Annotated in this window: 7 protein-coding genes and 1 pseudogene; 5 read left to right on the top strand and 3 right to left on the bottom strand. The window is 70.0% G+C overall.

Annotated elements, in window-relative coordinates:
- The 5 genes and pseudogenes from FNX44_RS23560 to FNX44_RS23540 form a co-directional block, all read left to right on the top strand.
- Positions 1 to 470, top strand: a 470-nt coding sequence (locus FNX44_RS23560) for a phosphotransferase (protein ID WP_143650873.1), incomplete at its 5' end; no start/stop codon positions are given.
- A 52-nt stretch (positions 471 to 522) separates the two neighbouring features.
- A pseudogene (locus FNX44_RS23555) lies at positions 523 to 1,079 on the top strand (GNAT family N-acetyltransferase).
- Between the two features lie 465 nt (positions 1,080 to 1,544).
- The gene (locus tag FNX44_RS23550; protein WP_143650870.1) at positions 1,545 to 2,120 is read left to right on the top strand and encodes a sporulation delaying protein family toxin; all 576 of its coding nucleotides are present in this window, start codon (positions 1,545 to 1,547) and stop codon (positions 2,118 to 2,120) included.
- A 136-nt stretch (positions 2,121 to 2,256) separates the two neighbouring features.
- On the top strand, positions 2,257 to 2,862 hold the full coding sequence (locus FNX44_RS23545; protein WP_323369624.1) for an SdpA family antimicrobial peptide system protein: 606 nt from the start codon (positions 2,257 to 2,259) through the stop codon (positions 2,860 to 2,862).
- Positions 2,862 to 3,821, top strand: a complete 960-nt coding sequence (locus FNX44_RS23540) for a sporulation-delaying protein SdpB family protein (protein ID WP_143650868.1) — start codon at positions 2,862 to 2,864, stop codon at positions 3,819 to 3,821. Before FNX44_RS23545 ends, FNX44_RS23540 begins: the two co-directional genes overlap by 1 nt.
- Before the next feature lie 58 nt (positions 3,822 to 3,879).
- Here FNX44_RS23540 and FNX44_RS23535 read toward each other — a convergent pair whose 3' ends face one another.
- The 3 genes from FNX44_RS23535 to FNX44_RS23525 all read right to left on the bottom strand — a co-directional run.
- The gene (locus FNX44_RS23535) at positions 3,880 to 4,260 is read right to left on the bottom strand and encodes a GntR family transcriptional regulator (RefSeq protein ID WP_143650866.1); all 381 of its coding nucleotides are present in this window, start codon (positions 4,258 to 4,260) and stop codon (positions 3,880 to 3,882) included.
- Positions 4,260 to 4,736 carry a hypothetical protein gene (locus FNX44_RS23530; RefSeq protein ID WP_143650865.1) on the bottom strand — a complete coding sequence of 159 codons (477 nt, stop codon included), beginning with the start codon at positions 4,734 to 4,736 and terminating at the stop codon, positions 4,260 to 4,262. The genes FNX44_RS23535 and FNX44_RS23530 overlap by 1 nt, the downstream gene beginning before the upstream one ends.
- A gap of 1 nt (position 4,737) precedes the next feature.
- Positions 4,738 to 5,182 (bottom strand): SdpI family protein (locus FNX44_RS23525; protein ID WP_228450153.1); only part of this gene is annotated, 445 nt, incomplete at its 5' end.

Here is a 5,182-nt window from a genome sequence, read left to right as displayed (position 1 = left end):
ACTCCTGGCTGTTCCCGCCCCGGCAACCGGCCGAGGTCATGTGCCACGGCGACGCGGCCCCGTACAACTGCGTGGTGGAGGACGGTGTGGCGATCGGCTTCATCGACTTCGACGCCGCGCACCCGGGCCCGCGCGTCTGGGACGTCGCCTACACCGTCTACCGCTTCGCCCCCCTGCAGGCGCCGGACAACCCGGAGAGCTTCGGCACACCTCAGGACCAGGCCCTCCGCGCCGCCGCCTTCTGCCGCGTCTACGGCCCGGAGGTGGGCGCAGAGGTCATCGACGTCGTCCCCGCCCGCCTGAAGGCCCTCATCGACTTCATGCGCGACCAGGCCGCGCAGGGCAACGAGGCGTTCCGCCAACACATCAGAGAAGGCCACATCGACGCCTACGAAGCCGACATCCGCTACGTACGCGCCCACCGCGACACCCTCCGCGCCGCCTTCCGCAGCGGCGACCACGCCGATTGAGTCCGACCACGAGGTGTTTGCCGCCACCCGGTCCGCCGGGTAGGAAGCCCGCATGCTCAAAGGCGGCAAGGCCGGGCTCAGGGCCCGCTTCGACGACGACATACCGGTCCTGCGGACCGAGTTGTACGACGACGTGGTCAACGCGTCGCGGGCCGCGGCCGCGCCCTGGCGGCCGATCGCCCCGGCAGCCCGAAGGACACCCGGTTCGTGGTGGACGACGACGACCAAGGAACCGTCGCGTTCTCCGTGGTGGACCTGGAGACCGACAGCCTGATCGGCACCGCGAGCCTGTGGGGCATCGACAACCACCGCAGGTCCGCCCACATCGGCCTCGCCCTGCTGCCGTCCGCCCGAGGCCGGGGCTACGGCACCGACGTCGTCGCCGTCCTGTGCCACTACGGCTTTGTCGTGCGCGGCCTGCAACGCCTCCAGATCGAGACCCTGGTGGACAACGCGGCGATGCTGCGCGCCGCCGAACGCAACGGTTTTGTCCACGAGGGCCAACTGCGCTCCTCGGCCTGGGCACTCGGCGAGTTCGTGGACGAAGCCCTCCTCGGCCTCCTCGCCCACGAGTGGAACGCCGCCGACGTCCGGCTCGAACCAGGGTGAGAGCGGAGGCAGAACGGTCTGCCAGTCGGTGGGGGGTTCGCCACGTGGGCAGTCCCGATGGTCGGCAGTCCGCCGTAGGCCTACGGCTCACACCTCGCGGATCCCCACCACCTTGTCCTCCGTGACGCGGCAAACGGCACGCCAGGTGTCGCGCCCGACGACGAGCTTGCGGAAGCCGGTCGGCCACCTCCGAGGGAGTGGCCCGCAGGAAGGGCCTCGGCGCCTGGTGCGGCCTGGACCGACTGCTTGGCGACGCCGCTTCGTGTGGCGCAGGTCACGGCGACGCGTCCCCGATGAGGGAACAAGTCCGGTTGTTGCGTGATCTTGACGCGGAATGGTCCAGTCCAGGGTTCTTCGGGCGATTGCCCACATGCTTCGCTTGCGCGGTGCCCATCTTGTTTGGGTACAAGGCAATCAAGTTCCTCCATTTGTGAAGGAGAGCACATCTCTATGCGTAGGAACCGGATGATCGCTGCTGTTGCGGCCACCGCCGCCCTGGCGGGCGGTGTCGTCACCGCGACGCAGGCCACCGCCGCGCCGGCCGGCCCGAAGGGTGCCGCCACGGCGGACGCCAAGGATCTCTTCGCCGCCGTGTACTTCCTCCAGGGCCCGGCGGCCGAGCGCCTGGCGGACTCCGGGTACTTCGACGGCGCGCACGCGGCGCTGAAGGAGAACCGGTCCGCTGACGTCGCGACGGTGATCGCCCGCATCGAGAAGGCCCAGCCGGGCTTCTTCGAGGGCTTCGGCTCGCGGATCACCAGTGGCGACCCCCGCCAGGTCGGAACGGCCCTGAAGGACGGTCAGGACGCCATCGACGGGACGACGTCGAAGTCCGACAAGCTCGCCGTCGCCGACGACGGCAGGGGGGCGGCCGTCGTCGTCGTCAACGTGGTCGCGGCAGCGAACGCCGTGACGGCCATCAACGCGGTCAACGTCGCGTACGTCGTGAACAAGGTCAAGTTCTGGGTCGACAAGCCGAACGGCGGTCAGCTCGATCACGAGGGTGCCGTGGCGGACCTGACCAGGCGCCTGGCGGGCTGATCCGACGCGTCGTAGGGCGGCGTCCGCCTCCCGCGCACGCATCTCGGGCGTAGGCCGTGTCGGGGCGGGGTGGCGGCCGCCACCCCGCCCCGACCGCAGGTGACCGACTGGAAGTACGAGGACCGCGAGAGGGCACGTGAGAAACGAGACGATCGCCGAACGAACGCCGCTGCGGGCGCAGGCCGGCCCCCAAGCCGCACTCTCCCGCCGCTGGTTGGCCGTGACGGGGGTGCTGTGGGCGGTGGCAGCGCTGTACGTGGCGCAGGCGAACCTACCGAAGAACGTGATCGAACTGCCCGGGCAGGACAAGGCGGCCACCGCCGTGGGGCCGGTCGCGCCGCAGGGCTGGGCGTTCTTCACGAAGTCACCGCGCGACGTCGAACTGGTGCCGTACGTGTACCGCGACGGAGAGTGGCGGAGCGCCCTGCGCGCGCCCCACGCCCGCCCGTCGAACGCCTTCGGGCTGGACCGTGCGTCGCGCTCGCAGGGCATCGAGATGGCGCTTCTGCTGGAACGGGCGGGTGAGCGAACCGACTGGGCCGACTGCGCCGGTGCCCTCACCGCCGTCGACTGCCTGGACACGGCCGCCGCCTCGGACCGGGTCCGAAATCCGTCCCCCGAGCCCTCGCTGTGCGGTACGGCGGCCATCGTCCAGATGCGGCCGGTCCCCTGGGCCTGGCGTGATCTCCTGCCCGGCACGCACACGCCTGAGAAGGCGGCGACGTGGAAGGTGTCCTGCTGATGTCGACGGGCACCCGAACGATGCCGCTGCCGTGGACCAACCTGTACGGCCTCGCCCGCACCCTCGTCGCCCTTGGCACGGCCGGGACGCTGGCGTTCTCCTCGGCGGAGACGCTCTTCCGGCCGGTGGCCACCGTCGGTCCGCACCCACCGTGCGACGGCTTCGCCGCTGCCTCGGTGTTCTGTTTCGCCCCGGCGGGAGAGGAGTCGTACACGGGGCTCGCCGTTCTCAAGTGGGCCTGTGTGCTGGTGCTGCTTGTGGTGGCCTCCGGCTGGCGACCGCGCCTGCTGGCCGTTCCGCATCTGTACGTGAACTTCTCCGTCTTCACCGCCATCGCCATCGGTGACGGTGGTGACCAGATAGCCCTTGTCCTGTCCCTGCTGCTGACGTTGCCCGCGCTGGGAGACGGTCGGCGATGGCACTGGCAGCGGCCGGACGAGGAGGAGCTCAGCCGTTCGCGGCGTGCGTGGGCGGTCCTGGGCATCACCTCCGTCATCGTGCTCCGCCTCCAGATGTCGGTGCTCTACTTCCAGGCCGCTGTCGCGAAGCTCCCACATGCCGAATGGCACGACGGAACCGCGATGTGGTACTGGGGCAACTCGCTCCATTTCGGGGCGCCGCCGTGGATGTCGCCCGCGGTGAACGCCGTGGTGTCCACCAGCTGGGGTGTCGCCGCCCTCACCTGGCTGCCGCTGGTCGTGGAGATGCTGCTCTGCGCTTCGTTGCTGCTGCCGCAACGCGTCCGGTGGCACGTGATGTGGGCGGGCCTGTTCTTCCACTTGATGATCGCCGTGGTGATGGGGTTGTGGTCGTTCGCCCTGGCCATGTCCGGAGGCGTCGTCCTGCTGTGCGCGCCCCTCGGGGCGCACCTCGCGCTGCGCGACCGCGACCGCTCGACGTCCGCGGAGGAGGAGGCAGCGCTTCCGAGGCCGGGCGGCAAGGAGGCCGTCCCGGTGTGAAGCGGGCTACCGGCATCCGGGGCGCGGAGCCCCGGATGCCGCGGAACGGACTGCGGGGTCAGGCGTGTGGCACCGGTTGCCCCGGGCTTCTCAGGGCGCCCCTGACGAGTTGCACGACCTCGTCCTCGGTCATGCCCAAGGCGGAGGCCACGTCGGCCAGTTCCCGGACCTTCAGGATGAGTACGGCCTTGGACTGGGCGGCCGCCTCGGTCACCACCGCACCTCTGCCGGGGCGAAGGTCGATCAGCCCTTCGGACCTCAGTGTCTGGTAGCCGCGCAGCACCGTGTGCATGTTGACGCCGAGCGACCGGGCCACGTCCCTCGCGGAGGGCAGCCGGTCGCCGGGTCTGAGGCTTCCTTCCGCCATCGCTCGCCGTGCGGAACTGGCCACCTGTTCGGAGAGGGGCACCGCCGAGGTGGTGTCGATGGTGATCAACATCAGGTCTGTTGCTTCCTGGTGATGAGCGCGTTGACGAGCTTCGCTGCGTCTTCCGCGTTGTCCGTGGTGATGACGAACTCGTTGCCGGTCCGGAGCCGAAGCCAGAGAGCGTTTCCGGGGCGCAACGCGACTGCCGTACGGCCGGGCTGGATGCGGTAGCCGAAGCCGGCCAGCTCGGTGAGTGTGGTGTCCTCCTTCGACCACGCGCGGGTGATCTTGTCGAGCGGGATTCTGCGCCGCACGAACGGTAGCAGCGTCGAGGCCACCGAGACTCCGGAGTCGTCGACGCTGACCCGGGCCGAGCCGACGAGTGCCAGACCGGCGCCACCCACGATGAGCGGCACCGCGTAGCTGCCGACGCTGAAGCTGAGTGCCACACCCGTGGCGGCGACGATCAGGCCTGCCGGCATGAGCCAGAACAGTCCGCAACTACGGTTCCACGAGACCAGCTGTCCCGGACCGAGATTCATGCTCACGTCAGATCCTCCAGGTCAGTGCGGCGCCCACGCCGGAGCAGATCGCTCCGACGACGGCCGCTGCGGGTAGGTGCAGTGCGAGTGGGAAGTCCACGAGCTGGGGAACCGATACGTCCACGTTGGCGATCAGCAGCGCGATCGACAGGTATCCGACGAGCCCCGCGATGGCCCACGAGCCGACCGTCGAGGCGCGCACACTCCGTGTGGTGCCGGCGCGTTGCCAGGCCGTGTAGCCGAACACGGCCGCGTTGAGGGCGAGGATGCCGAGGGTGAATCCGAGCGCGCCGCCGGGCGTCATGAAACCGTCCGGGCCGTCGGCGCCGATGTGGGTGGCGACCGTGTCCGGCAGGCGATGGGATACCGACACGTATGTCGCGAGGTAGACGACGGCCGCGGCGAGTAACGGACCCGCTGTGATCAACGCGCGCAGGGGCGGGCTCGCGGGG

The sequence above is a fragment of the Streptomyces alkaliterrae genome (genome assembly GCF_007097205.2).
GTDB lineage: Bacteria > Actinomycetota > Actinomycetes > Streptomycetales > Streptomycetaceae > Streptomyces > Streptomyces alkaliterrae.
The sequence above is the reverse complement of the archived record's forward strand: the minus strand, read 5'-3'. Positions and strand labels throughout refer to the sequence as shown.

Excerpts from the sequence above, each read along its gene's own strand:
- FNX44_RS23550 (WP_143650870.1), top strand. The coding sequence starts at position 1,545 with ATGATCGCTGCTGTTGCGGCCACCGCCGCCCTGGCGGGCGGTGTCGTC.
- FNX44_RS23540 (WP_143650868.1), top strand. The coding sequence starts at position 2,862 with ATGTCGACGGGCACCCGAACGATGCCGCTGCCGTGGACCAACCTGTAC.
- FNX44_RS23535 (WP_143650866.1), bottom strand. The coding sequence starts at position 4,260 with ATGTTGATCACCATCGACACCACCTCGGCGGTGCCCCTCTCCGAACAG.